Source organism: Arthrobacter sp. 3Tela_A (assembly GCF_049311025.1).
Taxonomy (GTDB): domain Bacteria; phylum Actinomycetota; class Actinomycetes; order Actinomycetales; family Micrococcaceae; genus Arthrobacter_B.
The window spans coordinates 1-16079 of the sequence record NZ_JAXIOM010000040.1 but is presented as its reverse complement, the minus strand read 5'-3'; the positions used below and the strand labels follow the sequence as shown (position 1 = coordinate 16079).

General features: G+C 67.4%; 15 protein-coding genes and 1 pseudogene. 9 read left to right on the top strand and 7 right to left on the bottom strand.

The window, feature by feature from the left end; genetic code table 11:
• Positions 1–13 precede the first annotated feature (13 nt).
• On the bottom strand, positions 14–1090 hold the full coding sequence (locus TVC13_RS12210) for an alkene reductase (RefSeq protein WP_422401460.1): 1077 nt from the start codon (positions 1088–1090) through the stop codon (positions 14–16).
• A 109-nt stretch (positions 1091–1199) separates the two neighbouring features.
• Positions 1200–3515: an LLM class flavin-dependent oxidoreductase gene (locus tag TVC13_RS12205; protein ID WP_422401459.1), complete on the bottom strand. Its 2316-nt coding sequence runs from the start codon at positions 3513–3515 to the stop codon at positions 1200–1202.
• Between the two features lie 118 nt (positions 3516–3633).
• On the opposite strand from TVC13_RS12205, the gene TVC13_RS12200 reads away from it, so the two are divergent.
• On the top strand, positions 3634–3951 hold the full coding sequence (locus TVC13_RS12200) for a winged helix-turn-helix transcriptional regulator (protein WP_152225557.1): 318 nt from the start codon (positions 3634–3636) through the stop codon (positions 3949–3951).
• Positions 3952–3964: 13 nt separating this feature from the next.
• On the opposite strand, the gene TVC13_RS12195 is transcribed toward TVC13_RS12200, so the two are convergent.
• Positions 3965–4819, bottom strand: a complete 855-nt coding sequence (locus tag TVC13_RS12195; protein ID WP_422401458.1) for an aldo/keto reductase — start codon at positions 4817–4819, stop codon at positions 3965–3967.
• Between the two features lie 173 nt (positions 4820–4992).
• On the opposite strand from TVC13_RS12195, the gene TVC13_RS12190 reads away from it, so the two are divergent.
• Together TVC13_RS12190 and TVC13_RS12185 are read left to right on the top strand one after the other, a co-directional pair.
• Complete coding sequence (locus TVC13_RS12190; protein ID WP_422401457.1) at positions 4993–5334, top strand: PadR family transcriptional regulator; 342 nt, start codon at positions 4993–4995, stop codon at positions 5332–5334.
• Complete coding sequence (locus TVC13_RS12185; protein WP_422401456.1) at positions 5331–5801, top strand: HAAS signaling domain-containing protein; 471 nt, start codon at positions 5331–5333, stop codon at positions 5799–5801. The genes TVC13_RS12190 and TVC13_RS12185 overlap by 4 nt, the downstream gene beginning before the upstream one ends.
• A 7-nt stretch (positions 5802–5808) precedes the next feature.
• Here the strand turns inward: TVC13_RS12185 and TVC13_RS12180 are convergent.
• Together TVC13_RS12180 and TVC13_RS12175 are read right to left on the bottom strand one after the other, a co-directional pair.
• A pseudogene (locus TVC13_RS12180) lies at positions 5809–6531 on the bottom strand (NADPH-dependent F420 reductase); the annotation flags it as partial.
• A 75-nt stretch (positions 6532–6606) separates the two neighbouring features.
• The gene (locus tag TVC13_RS12175; protein ID WP_422401455.1) at positions 6607–7308 is read right to left on the bottom strand and encodes an NADPH-dependent F420 reductase; all 702 of its coding nucleotides are present in this window, start codon (positions 7306–7308) and stop codon (positions 6607–6609) included.
• A 121-nt stretch (positions 7309–7429) separates the two neighbouring features.
• On the opposite strand from TVC13_RS12175, the gene TVC13_RS12170 reads away from it, so the two are divergent.
• Positions 7430–8206 (top strand): carboxymuconolactone decarboxylase family protein, encoded by a 777-nt coding sequence (locus tag TVC13_RS12170; RefSeq protein WP_422401454.1) that lies wholly within the window; start codon positions 7430–7432, stop codon positions 8204–8206.
• Between the two features lie 168 nt (positions 8207–8374).
• Positions 8375–9592 (top strand): hypothetical protein, encoded by a 1218-nt coding sequence (locus TVC13_RS12165; protein WP_422401453.1) that lies wholly within the window; start codon positions 8375–8377, stop codon positions 9590–9592.
• Between the two features lie 23 nt (positions 9593–9615).
• Here TVC13_RS12165 and TVC13_RS12160 read toward each other — a convergent pair whose 3' ends face one another.
• Entirely contained in the window at positions 9616–10188 is a 573-nt protein-coding gene (locus TVC13_RS12160) for a hypothetical protein (protein ID WP_422401452.1), read from the bottom strand.
• 217 nt (positions 10189–10405) lie between these two features.
• On the opposite strand from TVC13_RS12160, the gene TVC13_RS12155 reads away from it, so the two are divergent.
• From TVC13_RS12155 to TVC13_RS12140, 4 genes are all read left to right on the top strand, one after another.
• On the top strand, positions 10406–11308 hold the full coding sequence (locus tag TVC13_RS12155; protein WP_422401451.1) for an ABC transporter ATP-binding protein: 903 nt from the start codon (positions 10406–10408) through the stop codon (positions 11306–11308).
• Between the two features lie 26 nt (positions 11309–11334).
• Positions 11335–12396 carry an iron-siderophore ABC transporter substrate-binding protein gene (locus TVC13_RS12150; protein ID WP_387011983.1) on the top strand — a complete coding sequence of 354 codons (1062 nt, stop codon included), beginning with the start codon at positions 11335–11337 and terminating at the stop codon, positions 12394–12396.
• A gap of 50 nt (positions 12397–12446) precedes the next feature.
• Positions 12447–14519: an iron ABC transporter permease gene (locus TVC13_RS12145; protein ID WP_422401481.1), complete on the top strand. Its 2073-nt coding sequence runs from the start codon at positions 12447–12449 to the stop codon at positions 14517–14519.
• A gap of 163 nt (positions 14520–14682) precedes the next feature.
• On the top strand, positions 14683–15309 hold the full coding sequence (locus TVC13_RS12140; RefSeq protein WP_422401450.1) for an AAA family ATPase: 627 nt from the start codon (positions 14683–14685) through the stop codon (positions 15307–15309).
• On the opposite strand, the gene TVC13_RS12135 is transcribed toward TVC13_RS12140, so the two are convergent.
• Positions 15310–16079: alpha/beta fold hydrolase (locus TVC13_RS12135; RefSeq protein WP_422401449.1), on the bottom strand; the 770-nt coding region annotated here is incomplete at its 5' end.

Here is a 16079-nt window from a genome sequence, read left to right as displayed (position 1 = left end):
GGAACCAGGCTGGCTAGGAAACCGGCGCGAGCTCCGGGTAGTCGGTGTAGCCGGCAGCGCCGTCCGTGTAGAACGTGGAGTAGTCCGGTGCGTTCAGGTCCGCGCCTTCCTGCCAGCGGCGGGCCAGGTCCGGGTTGGCGAGGGCCGGGCGGCCGACGACGACGGCGTCAGCCAGGTCCTCGTCCAGCAGCGCGAGGGCGGACTCGCGGGTGGTCTCCACCCCGAAGCCGGTGTTCAGCAGGACCGGTCCGGCGAAGCGGCGGCGCAGTTCCTGGACCAAATCGTCTGCCGGGTCCTTGTGCAGGATGCTGAGGTAGGCCGGCTTCAGCGGTGCGATGCCGTCCACCAGTGCCGTGTAGGTGGCCAGCACGTCGTCGCGGTCGGTTTCCAGCACGTCCTGGATGTTGTGCTCCGGGGAGATCCGGATGCCGGTGCGCTCTGCGCCGACGGCCTCGACTACGGCCCGGAAGGCTTCCAGGACAAAGCGGGCACGGTTCTCCGGGGATCCGCCGTAGTTATCAGTGCGGGTGTTGGAGACGGGTGAGAGGAATTCCTGCAGCAGGTAACCATTGGCACCGTGCAGCTCAACGCCGTCGAACCCTGCCTTGACGGCGTTCGCGGCGGCGGCAGCGAATTCCTGTGCGACGCCGGGAAGCTCGGCTTCGGTCAGGGCGTGCGGCACCGGGTAGGGCTTCTTTCCGTCGTACGTGTGTGCTTCACCGGAGAGCGCGATGGCGCTGGGAGCTACCGGCTGGCGGCCGCTGACGTTCTCGTGGGCAACGCGGCCGGAGTGCATCAGCTGGGCGACGATCCGCCCGCCGGCTTCATGCACGGCGTCGGTGACGCGCTTCCAGCCGGCGACGTGTTCTTCGGTGACCAGGCCGGGCATCCGGGTGTTGCCCTGGCCGGTGAAGGACGGGTAAATGCCTTCACTGACAATGAGGCCCAGCGAGGCGCGCTGGCGGTAGTAGTCCACCATGATGTCGGTGGGGACGCCGTCGAGGTTGGCGCGCATGCGGGTCAGCGGGGCCATGACAAGCCGGTTGGGCAGTTCCATGGTGCCGACGGTCAGCGGGGTAAACAGGTTCACTAGGACGGGTGCTTTCTCTCGATCGCATCAGGGCAGGGGTTGTCCCGACGTTCGTACACCCAGCAACAACCCGCAGCCCGGGCGCGGATATTCCGTCAGCGCGGCAAGATCACACCCCCCGCGAGGTGGAGCCGGCCGGGATCGATCCGGGCACGGTACTCGGGCCCGCCGGCTGCGGTTCAGGGGCGATGAAGAAGTTGTCGCGGAACAGCCCGGACGGATCCCAGGTTGCCTTGAGCGCCTGCAGCCGCAGCAGGTGGCCGGGCGGGAAGGCGCGGGCGACGACGTCGGGCCCGGTGTCCGTTTCGAAGCTGAGGTACATGCCTTCCATCAGCGGAAGCAGGTCGCGCCAGCGCTGCTGCACGTCGTCGGACCGGCCGCCCAGGAGGGAGATCAGGAAGTTCGCATCCCGCCACCCGAAGGCCGTGGAGTCGGCCGGATAACTGCCCACGGCTCCCCCGGCTGAACGGACGCTGAGGAAGAAGGGCCGGTCCGTGGCCATGATTCCCGCCAGGCCGCGCGCGACGTCGGCGTCCAGGTGGCGGACCAGGCCGGAATGGCCGTGCGGCTCGCCTCTGCCGGACTGACCTTCACCTGTCAGCGGCACCTCCATCAAGGCCGTGTAAGGCATCATCTGAACCAGCTGGTCGGCCAGCGGCGCCAGCGCGGCGAAGGGCTGCAGCTGCTCAAGCACGGCGTCCGGATCACTGGAGTCCACCACGATCACCGCCTGGACCGCGGACGGTCTGCCGGCCCCGGCGAGTCCCACCATGAGCGATCCGGTGACGATGGGATCTGCTGCCTCAACGGTGGTTCCCCACGCCTGCATGAATGCGGCGACGTCATCGGGAGTGAACACGAGCATCGCGAAACCCACCTGAGCGGCTACCGGGTGCGCTTCGAATTCGAAGGAGACGACGGCGCCGAAGTTCGCGCCCGCGCCGCGCACAGCCCAGAACAGGTCGCTGTTTTCGTCCGCGCTGGCGTGCACCAGGGCCCCGTCTGCGGTGACAACGTCCACGGAGCGCAGGTAGTCGATGGTCAGGCCGCGTTCGCGGGCAAACCAGCCGAACCCGGCCGTTGTGGCCAGGCCTCCGACGCCGACTCCGCCGTAGTCCCCGGAGGTGACCGCCAGTCCCTCGGGTGCCAGCGCCTGTGCCACTTCGCCCCAGCGAGCGCCCGGCCCCACCTGAATCCGGTTGCCGTCGCTGACGGTAATGGAGTTCAGCGCATCGAGCGCCAGCACGATTCCACCGGTGTTCAGCGACCTGCCTGAGAGCCCGTGCCCGGCACTGAAGATCCCGAACGGAACATCCCGGTGGCGGGCGGCGAAGCGCACCGCTTCCTGCACCTCGGCTGGATTTTCGGGGCGGACGACGACGCCGGGCCTGGCCCCGCGGAAGTAGCTGGACGTGTAGCGGGCGTACCCTGGATCGCCCGGGAACAGTGTCCGGGCAGCCAGTGCTTCCGGGATCGGGTCACCGTGGAACGTCCGTGCCGGTGCAGGTTCAGCAGGGGTGGAACCCGGCACCGTATTCGGGATTGACGCCGGAACTGCGCTACCGGGACGGGCTCGGGCCGTCCGCGCCTGCGCCACCCGGTCCCGGACCCGGGGCGTGGTGACTTCGGCAAACCGCCGCAGCTCCGCCGGGTCATCCGAGGCGAGGATGAACACGCTCATGCCGTGCCCGGTGGCCAGTTCTGCCAGGTCTTCCGCGGAGGACTGCGGTGTCACGTTCAGCAACCGGGTAATCTGCCGCGGGTCCCGCCCTGCCTTGCGCGCGGATTCGTTGATGACCTGGTTGCCGCGGTCGACGTCGCCGGGTTTCATCCACGGCAGGCTGGGCAGCCAGCCGTCGCCCTTCCTACCGATGATTCGCTGCATCCTGGGTTTGTATGCCCCCAGCCAGATGGGGATGTCATGAGCCGGTGCCGGCCCCCGCGCGGCGCCGTCCACCCGGTGGAACTGGCCGTCCACGCGTAAGGGCTCCGGGTTCTCGGAGTCCCAGATTCCGCGGATGATCTCCAGCGCCTCTTCCAGTCCGCTGACTGCATTTCCCACGGTCAGCTTCGGTGCTCCCATTGCTGCGATAGCGTCGAGGTAACCCCCGGCACCGAGGCCAAGTTCCACCCGTCCGCCACTGAGCCGGTCAAGGCTTACCAGGGAGCGGGCCAGTAACGCGGGCTGCCGCAGCGGCAGGTTGAGCACGTTCCCCGAGACATGGATGTGCGAGGTCCTGGCAGCTACCCAGGAGAGCAGGGTCCAGGTGTCCAGGAACTTCGGCTGGTAAGGGTGGTCCTGGAAAGTGACCAGATCCAGTCCCAGCTCCTCGCTGAGCAGGGCCAGGTCGACTGGAACCTGCGGCGCGGAAGCCAGCGGGGTGATGAAGCTGCCAAAACGCAGCGGGTGCAGGTAATCAGGCATGCCTTCAGCATCTGCTCGCCCCGAAACGTTGACAACCACCGCATAAGCGACTTACTTTTCGTAAGTGACTTCAAAAAATAGGCCAGCCCCTCCGTTCAGCATTGATGATGAGCAATGCATGCGGCTAACCACCGTCATGGAGATCGTTGGGCGGCGCTGGGTGGGCGGCATTCTGCTGGCCCTGGGCACGGGCGCCGAGCGGTTTACGGAGATCCAGAACCGGGTCCAGGGATTGTCCGCACGGATGCTCACCCTCCGGCTCCGTGAACTTGAGGGCTACGGACTCGTGGAGCGCATCGTGGAACCCACCGTGCCGGTAAGCATCCGCTACCACCTCACCGGACGCGGCATTGATCTGCTGCGCGCCCTGCAACCAATCGGCCAGTACTCGCGCCGCTGGGAAGAGGCCCCCGGCGAAGAAGCGGCAGCTTCCTAAACACCGAAGGCAGCTATTTCCCGCTGAACACCGGGAACTTGCCGGACTTGCCGTAGTCGGTCACGTTCATTCCGTGCAGCGCCTCCATGTCCGCGTCGGAGATGACGAAGTCAACGTCCGCGTTGGTGCGCATGTGCTCGGGGTTCGTGGTTTTTGGCAGCGGCACGGTGCCCAGCTGCAGGGCGTACCGGATGCATAGCTGCGGCACAGAGACCGAGTACCGCTCCGCCATAACGCCCACCTCAGCGTTGCCCAGGATCTCCCCGTGCGCGATCGGTGAATATGCCTCCACAAGCATGTTGTTCTCCGTACAGAAGTCGAGGAGTTCCGTGGGTGTGTTTCCCACATGAAGCAGCACCTGATTGACCTGTGGAGGAACGGTGCACGCGGCGAGGATGTTCTCCAGGTCCGCCTGCTCAAAGTTGGAGACACCGATGGCCCGCAGCTTCCCGGCGTCGTGCGCTTCTTCCAGTGCCCGCCACGCTGCGCGGTTTCCCTCGGCATAGGAGCCACCGCGCCAGTCGTTCCAGGGCTGTGGACTGTGGATCATCATCAGGTCCAGGTAGTCCAGGCCAATGGCGGCGAGCGATCCGTCGATCGCGGACACCGCGCCGTCGTAGTCCTTGATTTCCGCAGCCAGCTTGCTGGAGACATACAGCTCATCCCGCGGCACGCCGCTGGAGCGCACACCCTCACCGACGCCCCGTTCATTGCCGTAGGCCTGCGCAGTGTCGATGTTGCGGTAGCCGATTCCGATCGCGTCCTGCACCGCCTGCGCAGCGGCTCCGTCCTCAATGAACCAGGTGCCGAACCCCAGTTTGGGAATGGAGGCGCCGTTGGCGAGGGTATAGGTTTCGTTCAGGATCATCGTCCGGCTCCTCCGGATTGGCGGATCGTTCTTCCCCCTGCCATGGTCCCGCGTGCGTTCGGCCAGCGGAATGGGCGGCGTAATTTCGAGGCACACAACCGGCAGCCCCGTGAAACTGACTAGATGCACCCGAGGGGTTGCATGCATTGCAAGCTACCAGTAGCGTGCAGTGCATGACACCATCCCGTGAGTCGGTTTTGACGCAGCTCCGCAAAGGCACTGTGGACTACTGCGTTCTTGCCTGCCTGCGCTCCGGACCCGCCTATGGCCTGGAGATCGCCGAGCGCCTCGGGGAAGGAAAGATCCTGTTCGCCAGCGGAGGCACCCTTTATCCGCTGCTTTCACGGCTGCGGCAGCAGGGATGGGTCACCACCACGCTGGAGCCGTCGCCGGTCGGACCACCCAGGCGTTATTACCACCTCACCGGCGAGGGCGAGGCCGCGTTGAAGGTCTTTACCCAAACCTGGAACGTGTTCGCCGCGGATGTAACAGCCGCCATTAAGGAGACTTCATGAGCACCACCGAAAGAATGCCGGAACTGCTGGAGGCATACTTCGCCGACCTGGACCGGGCGCTGACGGGAGCGGACCCGCGGGAACACGCCGAGACGGTCCAGGCCATGCGTGAACACGCCGCCGAGATGCTCAGCCTGCACGGGAACTCCGAGCAGACCGCTGAGCGCGTTATCGCCGATTTTGGTCCGGTGGAGGACGTGGCCGCCGCGAGCACCGCTGCGCCCGCCGTCCCGGCACCGGCAGCGCCCAGGTCCTGGGCGGACATCTGGCTGCTTGCCGGCTCGGTCGCCGGCCTGGTGTTCTACGTGTTTCCGCTGCTCTCCATCGCCATGCTCACGTGGGCGGTCCTGAGGCTGCGCCAGCATGCCGGAAACCGGTCCCTGCAGCGGGCTGCCCTGTGGGTGTCCATCGCTGCGGTCGTGATTTCCGTGGGGCTGTTCACCCTTCGCCTGATCCGCGTCCTCTGATGCGCGTCTAGAACCGGCGCTCCGCCACGTTGACCCGGGTGGCGGCGTCGAGCGCTGACTGCACGTCTTCCGCCGGGGTTGTGGCGGGTTCGGCGTCCATCAGCCTCTCGTCGGGCACGTTCGGGTCCGCGCAGTAGATGCGGGTGTAACCGGAAGAGTCGGGTTCGAACTTCCAGCTCTCAGCCAGCGTCCCGCCGTCGACCGTGTCGTAGCCAAGCTGGTCGATGATCGCTGCTGCTTCGGCCTTGGCAGCGGCGTCATCGCCTGCGATCGGCAGCGCGGAGCGGTCCGCGGCACGGCTGGGGCGGGCCAGGGCGGGGATGTGCGCGGCCAGGATGTTGTTGAAAACCTTCACGTACTGGTCCGCACCCAGCTGGTCCCGGACCATTTCGCTGGTGGTCACGGTGCTGTCATCCAGTTCCTGGATGCGTCCGTCGCGGGACGGGTAGTAGTTGCTCGTGTCCAGCACCAGCTTCCCGGCGAGCAGTCCTTCGGGGAGGTCCTTTACCGCTTTGAGGGGGATTGAGAGCACGACGGCGTCGCCCGCATTGGCTGCCTCTTCCACCGTTCCGGCCTTGGCCAGCGGGCCCAGCTCAGCGACCAGGTCCTGCAGGGATTCCGGACCGCGTGAATTCGCGATGACCACGTTCATGTCCGCTGCCACGGCCAGCCGTGCCACAGCCGATCCAATGTTTCCGCTTCCGATGATTCCCAGTGTCGCCATGTCTGCATCCCTTCGGTGGTTGTGGTGTGTGCAAGCAACGTCGGCCGCGGGAAAATTCCCGGCGGTTCCCTAAGGCCTCGCCTAGGACACGGGCGCCGTGACGGCGGCGAGTTCGGTCAGCTCCGCGGCGGTCAGCCGCGCACCGAAGGCCGGTCCGCCGGGCTGCAGGAAACCGGTGCCGGCCAAGCTATCCAAAGGGACCGGGTCGTAGCCGATCCGGTCCACAACGTCCGCGACCAGGGCGACGGCGTCGCGCTCGTTGCCCGCTACGGCCAGGCCCCGCCGCTCCGGATGCCCGGCCGGACGGCGGTCCGGTTCCAGGTGGTGGTAGCCGGTGTGGCTGAAGGTCTTCACGACGGCGGCACCGGGGAACATTTCCGCCACCACTTCGGTGGACGGCCGGGTCCCTGCGGCGAAGGCGGGGATTTCGCCGTCTACCGGCGGCCAGTAGTTCATGGTGTCAACGACCACCCGTCCGGCCAGCAGGGCAGGATCAACGGTCTTCAACCGGTGCAGCGGCAGGGCCAGAACCACCAGGTCTGCGTCAGCAACGGCGTCGCGCGTCCACTTCGGTTCGGCTCCGGGGGTCACGAAGTCGATCATCAGCTCCAGCCTGGCTGGATCGCCGGAGGCAGAGATGGAAACCCGGTAGCCGGCGTCGAGCAGTGAGCGGGCAATGGCGGTGCCGGCCTTGCCGGCGCCAATCACGGCGACGTGGGGCGTGCCCGGGGCATCGGCTGTGGAGGAAGGAACGTACAGGGCGCTGGGCGGTGTGCTGCTCATGCCTGGGACAACGCGGCCCCCGCTGCGCTCATTCCCCCGGGGGTCTCTGGCAGACCCCGCACCGGCGTGCTTGCATGGGAAAGGGGTCCAGCCGCGCAGAACCCGGCCGAAGGAGCGCATCGTGCCCGCAGAAGACCGCCCACAGGAGCCTTCATCCCGGCGTGAGCAGGCTGAGGCGACGTACGCCCGGCTGTTCGGACCGCGGGACCAGAGCATCCCTGAGGATGATCCCGAGCTGATGGAAATCCTGCGGCGCTTCATCTTTGGCGACGTTTTCGGTACCGGGGTGCTGGATGACCAGACCCGTGAGCTGATCACTGTCACGGTGCTGACCTGTCTGCAGACCCTGCCGCAGCTCCGTGCCCATGCCGCCGGCGCGCTTGCCACGGGCGTCACGCCGGTGCAGCTTCGGGAAGCGTTGTACCAGCTGGCGCCTTTTATCGGCTTTCCGCGGACCCTCAACGCCGTTTCCACCATCGATGCGGTATTCACGGAGCACGGCATCGCCCTCCCGCTGCCGGAGCAGGGAACGGTCGACGACGCCGCCAGGTACGAGCGCGGCCTGGCCCTGCAGACTCCGCTGTACGGAACGGAGATCAAGGACGACCTCTCGGATCTGCCGGAGCCGTTCAACGAAGTGATCCCCCGGTTCCTGACGGAGTTCTGTTTCGGTGATTTCTACACCCGCGGAGGGCTCACCCTGGCGCAGCGGGAGCTGCTGGTGCTGTGCGCGCTGGCCGCGATCGGGGATACCGCAGCCCAGCTTGGCCCGCACGGCAGGGCCTGCCTGCAGACGGGCAGCTCCAAAACGGTGGTCATCGCGGCCCTGGTCCAGTGCTTTCCGTACGTCGGTTTTCCCCGAGCCGCGGCTGCGATCCGCGCGGTGCGGGATCTGTAGGGGTTTGCCGCAGCTGCCGGCGGTGCCTTTACAGCTGCTTTCGCCGGGGCGATCATGGGCGCAGGGACTCCGCTGCCGTGAACCCTGACGTAAACAACGGATTTCGCCCGAGTCAGGATCAAAAGCGTCGTAGATGCGTTCATTTGCAGATACCTGAAAGGCAACGCAATGAGACCTCCTTCATCCCAGAGACGGGTTCTTCCCGCAGTTCTCGCCGCCATGCTTCTGCTCCTGCTGACCGGCACCGGCGCATTCGCCTCCACCCCTAAGTCCCTGACGGCTGCACCCTACGGGGACAACGACGGCTCGGGCCCGCAGTTCTACAGCGGGCTGAACGTCGATGTCCGGGATGACGTGTCCGGCGACGTCTACGTGTCCGGACAGCGAATCACCATCTCCGGCAACGTGACGGGCGACGTCATTGCGGCCGGCCAGACGATCAACATCACCGGAGACGTTGACGGCAACGTGCGCCTCGCCGGGCAGGATGTGACCATCAGCGGGGAAGTCTCCCGCAGCGGCACCATCTTCGCATCGACGATCGACGTCACGGACACGGGTTCCTTTGGCGATGACCTGGTGGGCGCCGCGGGCGACATCGACATTGCCGGTGAGATTGGCCGGGACATCGCCGTAGGCGTCGGTGACCTCACGATTGACGGAACGGTGGGCGGCAACGTTACCTACAACTCCGCGAACGAAGCAGACATCTCCGACGGCGCGGTCAGCGGAACCATTGAGCAGATCGTTCCGGAACCCGAAGACCAGCCTTCCCCCGGGGAACGGTTTGTCGGCTGGCTGCTGGGGCTGCTTTACTCGCTGGTTGCGCTCAGCCTCATCACCGTGGCGGCCGGCTGGCTCCTCCCCCGCCTGCTGCACCGGGTGACCGACCAGCTGATCCCCCGTCCCTGGAAGGCCCTGCTCGTGGGCTTCGTGGCGTTCATTGCCGTTCCCCTGGTGCTGCTCCTCCTGCTGTTTACGGTCATTGGAGCGCCGCTCGCCCTGGCTGCCCTGCTGGTGTGGCTCACTCTCATGCTGGCTACGTTCGTCTTCGGCGCGTACTACATCGGGCGGCTGATCTTCCGCGGCCGCCGCCACCCCGTGATCATGGCCCTGGTTGGCGGGCTAATCCTCATCATCGCGCTGCAGATCCCGTGGCTGAACGTCCTGGTCTGGTTCGCTATGGTGTTCTTCGGCCTCGGCGCGCAGCTGTTGGCCATCTACGAGAAGCGGCCGTGGCGCCGCGAGCTGCCGGCTGGCGCTGGCTTTGATCCGGGGACAGGGCCGGTCACAGGGCCGGCGGGCGGCCCCCGGTACGACGGCGGACAGCCTCCGCCGCCCCCGGTACAGCCGCCTCCAGTGCAGCCGCCGCCCCCGGCGCAGTAGCACCTGGCCGGGGCTGCCGTTCCCTAACCCTCCAGGTCGTAAACCATCGCCGGATCACGGCTGAGGATACGGTCCCGCATCTCCACCTTGAGAACCTCAACCCTGGCCAGTTCCGCGTCCGTCTTCTCCACCTTGGCACCCAGCTCAATGAACTCATCGGCCACAATTCCGTCATCGCGCAGCACGCAGGTGACCGTCGAATCACCGGCGCTGATCTCAAAAACGTAGCGGGCCAGGGTGCTGCCACGTTCGGGCCGGGCCAATTCCGGCACTACTTCGAAGCGCTCCCCCGTCACGGCACGGGTGACCAGTTCGATGGCGTCCCGCCCACCGGGCCCGGGGAAGGCAGTGCGCACCCGGATTTGCCTGCGCTCGACGCGGCCGCCGGCAGTGCGGGCCGCCAGTTCCGGCAGCGCCCGGCCCAGCGCAGCGAACGCATGGGCCACACCGCCGGGGAAGCCCGGGCCGTGGTAGCGCATGCAGTCGGCGAAGGTGAAGTCCAACTTCATGCCGTCCTCCCAGACGGTCACTGTGCGGTCCGCGTTTGGGACGGGAGTAGCTTCGGGGCGGTCAGCCGGTGCCGGGGTAGTGCTCATGGTGCGTTCTCGCTCTGTTGATTTGGTCCGTACGGGCAGGTCAGGCCGGGTTGTGGACGCTGTGTGACGTCCCGGCAGACACAGATTGCGTCCGCCCGGCCCAGCTTCTATTGTTGCTTAGGCAAGGCAAGCCTTACCAACTCCGCGGCGGTTCCAGCGGCACGGCCGCGCCCGCCTGCAACGCCCGTCCTTCTTTCCTTCAGCCCTGAGGTTTGCCATGTCCCGGAGTAACACCCCGCGCCCTGAGCGGACCGGCACCCGGGAACCGGCAGCGCAGCCGGAGGTCATGCCGTCGACGTCGCTCACCGGAGAGCAGATGCTCCTGCGCTACGGCAAGGACACCGTGGTGGACGGGGTTTCCCTGACCTTCCAGCCTGGGCAGGTCACGGCCCTGGTGGGCCCCAACGGCAGCGGCAAGTCCACCCTCCTGCGCTCCATGGCCCGGCTGCACCGCCCGGACGCCGGCGAGATCGTCCTCCGCGGCACCGGCGGTGAACGTTCCGCAACAGCGCTGACCTCCCGGGACTTCGCCCGGGAAGTAACTCTCTTCTCCCAGTCCCGCCCCGCCCCGCAGGGACTAAGCGTGCGGGAGGTCGTGGCCTTCGGCCGGCATCCCTACCGGCGCCGCTTCGCCGGACTCGACGCCGAAGACCATGCGGTTATCAACCGCGCAATGGTCTCCACCGGCGTCGACGTCATGGCGGCACGTTCCGTCAGCGAACTCTCCGGCGGTGAGATCCAGCGTGTGTGGCTGGCTGCCTGCCTGGCCCAGGACACCGGCGTCGTACTCCTGGACGAACCCACCAACCACCTGGACCTGAGATACCAGATCGAGATCCTGGACCTGGTGCGGGACCTCGCGGACAGCGGAGTCGCAGTCGGCATTGTGCTGCACGACCTCGATCACGCCGCCCGCGTAGCCGATTCGCTGCTGCTGATGTCCGCCGGACGGATTCACGCCGCCGGCGAACCGCACCAGGTGCTGACTGAACAGAACATCTCGGAGGTCTACGGCCTCCGGGTCCAGGTCACCGTGGAGCCGGACACCCGGCGCATCCGCATCGACCCGCTCGGCCGGCACACCGCCCGGCACCGGACCACAGTTCCCGTTTCACCCTGAACACCCACCCGAGAGGCACCCCAAGAATGAACCGAGTCCGCCCGCTCGCCGCAGCAGCTTCCATGCTTGCCGCAGCCGCGCTCACCCTGTCCGCCTGCGGCACCACCGACGTCGAGGAACCGGCCAACGCTGCCACGGCCGCCACATCCGAGGCATGCGCCTCAGACACCACCGCCACGTCAACCGGCCCGGTCTCGCTGACCGACGGCGTCGGGCGCACGGTAGAGCTGGAAAAGCCGGCCGAGCGCATCGCCGTGCTGGAATGGCAGCAGATCGAGGACGCCCTCACTCTGTGCGTCACCCCCGTGGCCGTCTCCGACGCCGAAGGCTACGGCACCTACGTCAGTGCCGAAACCCTCCCCGAAGAAGGCGTCGCAGACATTGGCACCCGCGGCGAGCCGGACCTGGACACCCTGTACGCGGCCGATCCGGACCTGATCATCGTGGAGGCGTTCAGCGCCGACGACGAGATCATCGCCCAGCTCGAAGAGCGCGGCGTGCCGGTGCTGGCAACCCTCGGCGCGAACGGCGCGGACCCGATCGGGAACATGAAGAGCGTCTTCTCGATGATCGCTGAAGCCACCGGACGGACTGAACGGGCCGAGCAGGTCCTGGAATCCTTCGACAAGCACCTGGCCGACGCCAAGGAAAAGGTCGCGGATGCTGATCTGGCCACCACCGACTTCCTCTTCTTCGACGGCTGGGTGGAGGGCGGAAACGTCACCATCCGCCCCTACGGCCAGGGTGCACTCTTCACCGCCCTCGGCGAAGAGCTGGGCCTGACCTCCGCGTGGACCGACGACATTGACTCGAAGTACGGCAACGGCGGCGTGGATCCGGCCTACGGCCTGGGCCAGACGGACATTGAAGGGCTCACCGCTGTTGGCAGCGCGAACCTCTTCTACTCCAATGACGAGGAAGTGGGCGGCTACGTCTCCGAACTCGAGAAGAACCCCATCTGGACCTCACTGCCCGCAGTGAAGGAAGGCCGCGCCTTCGCCTTCCCCGCAGGCGTATGGGGTGCCGGCGGCCCGCTGTCCAACCAGCAGGCCATCGACGCCTACGTTGACGCCATGCTGGCGGAGTGAGCGCACCGCACCAAACGCGGGACGTAACGCAGCCGCAGGCCCGCACGGGCCTGCGGCTGCCCCTGCATAACTTCCTCCAGCACACTGCCGGCGGCCTGGCCGTTCTGGCGGTGCTGCTGCTGGCCGTCGTCTTGACCGGTGCCTGGCACCTGACCCAGGGAACTTCCGGCGCGGGGCTTGCGGACCTGTGGCGGCTCTTCGGCGGAGCCGAGGAAACCGTGGGCGGTGTTCCCGTTGCCGATGTGCTGGTGGGCTCACGGCTGCCGCGCCTGTTCGCCGGAGTTGCCGTCGGGTTTGCCCTCGGCGTAGCCGGCGCGCTGCTGCAGTCGGTGACCCGGAACGCGCTGGCCTCCCCGGACACGCTCGCTGTCACTGCGGGTTCATACTTTGCACTGACCGCGGTTGCGGCCTTCGGCCTGTCCGTTCCGCCGTGGGCTTCCGGCACGGTCGCGTTCGCCGGCGGGGTGCTGGCCGCCGCCGTCGTGCTGGGCCTGGCCGGCCGCTCCGTCGGTTCCGGCACCACCCGCCTGATCCTTGCCGGTTCCGCGATCGCCATGGCGCTCGACGCCGGCACGGCCATGCTGCTCATCCTGTTCAAGGAAAACACCACCGGCCTGTTCGCCTGGGGCAGCGGATCGCTGGCGCAGCTGAACCTGGACGCCTCCGTCCGGGCGGCCCCGGTGATCATTGCGATGCTGTGCGTCGCGCTGCTGCTCTGCCGCCGGCTCGATGTCCTGAAGCTCGGCGACGATACCGCCTCATCCCTGGGTGTTCCCGTCGCCTCGACCCGGGTGCTGTCCGTGCTCTGCGCCGTGCTGCTGACCAGCATTTCCGTGACGCTCGCCGGGCCCATCGCCTTTGTGGGGCTCGGCGCCCCGGTGCTGGCCCGCCTCTTGGCCGGCCGCGCACCGGTGCTCGGCAGGCACCTTTTCCTGCTGCCCGTCTCCGGCCTCCTGGGAGCGCTGCTCATCCTGCTGGCCGACGCCGGGCTGCGCGGAATCCTCGGCGCAGAAGGTGCCAGTTCCATTCCCACCGGTGTTCCCACGGCACTGCTCGGTGCCGTCCTGATTGTGGTCCTGGCGATGCGGATGCGGGATTCCGGCCCAATCTCGATGCCGCCGCAGGGCCGCCTCGGTGTCCGGACGCGGCGCCGATTCCTCGCCGCAGTCGCCGTCTCCGCACTGCTCCTCGCGGCCGCGGTGCTGGTGGGCCTGCTCGCCGGCAGCCTGTGGCTGCGCACAGGCGATCTCGCGCTGTGGCTGAACGGGTCCGCCCCGGACCTGATCGGCCGGGCACTGGACGACCGTTTCCCGCGGGTTGCCGCCGCGGTGCTGGCCGGCGCGGCCCTGGGCCTGGCCGGCTGCGTGGTGCAGGGAACCGTTCGCAACCCGCTGGCCGAACCCGGAATCCTCGGCATCACCGCCGGCGCCGGGCTGGGTGCGGTCACGGTGGTGACTTCCAACATCGGCGGCGGCCGTCCCATGCTCATCACCATGGCGGTGCTGATGGGACTGGCCACCTTCGCGCTGATCGCCCTGCTGGCCTGGCGCGGCGGCCTGCTGCCGGACCGGTTTGTGCTGGTCGGCATTGGCTGCGGCTACGGCCTCAGCGCGCTCACCACGTTCCTGCTGCTGCGCGCGGACCCGTGGAACACGCCGCGAATCCTCACCTGGCTCTCCGGCACCACCTACGGCCGGACGGTGCCCGACGTCGTGCCGGTGGCGGTGGGCCTGGCGCTGGCGGTGCCGCTGGTGTTCGGGCTGCGGCGCCGGCTGGATCTGCTGGCGGTCGACGACGACACTCCCCGCATCCTGGGCGTCCGGCTGGAGCGGTCCCGCTTCCTGCTGCTTGGTGCTGCCGCGGTACTGGCGTCGCTGAGCGTGGTGGCGATTGGCGCCGTCGGATTTGTAGGCCTGGTGGCTCCGCATCTGGCGCGGTTCATTGCCGGGGCGCGGCACAGCCGGCTGATTCCGCTGTCCATGTTGCTGGGCGCGCTGCTGGTCTCCGTCGCGGACACACTGGGCCGGACGCTGATTGGCCCGGCGCAGATCCCGGCCGGCCTCATGATTGCCCTAATTGGTGCGCCGTATTTTGTCTGGCTGCTGCGCCGGTCGCGGGGGTAGCAGCGAATCCGTTCGTTCCATCCGCGGGGCCCTTAGAGGCTCCCTGCTGCCGCTCATCTTCACCGCCTAGAGTCGTAAAAATGAACTCCTACTACCTGCCCGCTGGATCATCCGCCGAGGCACCCTTTCGAGCCTGATGGATTCCGGCCTTGCACCCGTCTGCATGAAACACGCTCCGGGGCGAAACACCATTGTGGTGCTGCTGGGCATTGACGGTTCCGGCAAGACGACGGCCGCCCGGTCCCTCAAGGATCTGTTTCCATCCACACCGGTGCTGGTTCTGGGCAATTATTCCGGACGGAAAACCATCGCCGGCTGGGCCCTGCGTCACCGGGTCCGTGTCCCTGGCCGGATTGTGGATGCGCTGGAAACGGCCGTCAGGGTGGTCAACGTCCTGATCAATCAGGTGCGGGCCTCGCGCTTTGACGGGCTGGTCATCATGGACCGCCACCTCTACTGCCAGGCGGCCCTGCGGAAGGCGCGCGGGATCCGCCGGGGAACTGCGCTTATGGCCCTGGCGGGCATCCTGCCGCGGGCCCACGCGGTGGTGTACTTCGACATCCCGGCTGAACAGGCCTACGAGCGGATCAGGTTGCGCGGCGAGGACCAGGAGACCATCGATGGTCTCCTGGGTTTCCGGACCGGCTACAGGGAACTGGATTCATATCCGGGTTTTAGGACAGTTGACGCCAGCGGTTCCCGCGAAGCCACTCTTCTCCAGCTGGCGGACATCATCACCCACGTGAGCCACCGGATTCCCCTGGACTCAAGCGGCCGGCAGGCGTGCTGATTACGACAGCTGGCCCAGGAACTCGCGGACGACGGCGCCCACCAGCGCCGGGCGCTCGGCGATCAGGCCGTGGCCGGCGCCGGGGACGATGCACAGCTGCGCTCCCGGGATAGAGGCGGCCATGAGCAGACTGTGGTCCGGGCGGATGCTGTCCCGGTCCCCCGACATGATCAGCGTCGGCGCCGTGATCTGGCTCAGGTCTGCCGGATTGATGTGCGGTTCGGTGGTCCAGAGGCGGAAGAGTTTTGCCATGACGGCGTCCGCGTGGTCCGGGCCGTCCGGAGACAGCCGCTCGTAGGCGAGCCGTTCCCGGTCCGGCTTGTTGGGGTCCTTGGCTGCCGCGTGGATGGGCGGGCCGAGCACCGGCAGCGCACCGGCGTCGTTCTGAAACGCCGAGGGGTCAAGGTTCCCGCTGATGGCGATCAGGGAGCGGACCCGATCAGGGTGCTGCAGGGCCAGCATCAACCCGAGGACCGCGCCGTCGCTGAAGCCGAGCACATCGACCGATTCCAGGCCTTCGGCATCGAGGTAGGCCAGGGTGTCCGAGAGCCCGCGCTCGTAGCTGTAGCCGCCGTCGATGTCCGCCGACCGTCCGTGGCCGGGCCGCTCGAACGCGTATACCCTCCGCTCACCGGCCAGGGCGTCGGCTTGTTCCTGCAGCGCCTCCAGCGAGCAGAACCCGCCGTGCAGGAAGAGGATCGGCCGGCCCGCGCCGGCCCCCTCGGAATAAAGGTCGACGGCCGTGATCCCGGGGTAAGACATGTGGTCCG